The sequence below is a fragment of the Psychrobacter sp. 1U2 genome, from assembly GCF_051847575.1.
On the sequence record NZ_JBPYDC010001911.1, the window covers coordinates 1 to 501 of the forward strand.

The following is a 501-nucleotide window of genomic DNA, read 5'->3' on the forward strand; positions in this document are numbered from 1 at the left end:
TTAAATTTTGGTCTAGGTTGTAATGGGCGCATACACATACTGTTTGAGCGACTAACGTCGGCTACGGCTTTATTAGATATCGTTCGGCAAGTGCGTGCAACTCAGCAGCCAAAAAAAATTGCAACCCTCATTCGTTTTGCTAATCATCAAGATTCAAGCTCTAAACTTAAAATCAGTATGCGTCTTGATTTGGATAATTATACCGAGTCGGGACAAATCACGACTATTGGCACTGATAACAGCGGTATCAATAGCGAGTCAAATCAAGCTGGCGCTAACACCTCAAATACGATTGCGGATACGGTTGAAAAATTAGCACAACATGCACTTATCGATAAAAATGCCGAGTATATTGTTGTAAAAGATGATGAACATGATAACAATGATGAAAATGACGACAACGCTAACTTAGTAACCGAGTGGCTCGTACAAAGTATACAGCCACAAATCCGCTTGCTGATTTGCGGGGCAGGTGACGATGTGTCAGCGCTGGTCACCATG

The 501-nt window shown here is 41.9% G+C and carries 1 pseudogene; it reads left to right on the top strand.

Features of this window, described 5'->3' with window-relative positions:
• Window positions 1-501, top strand: a pseudogene (locus ACS8FD_RS25090) (XdhC/CoxI family protein); the annotation flags it as partial.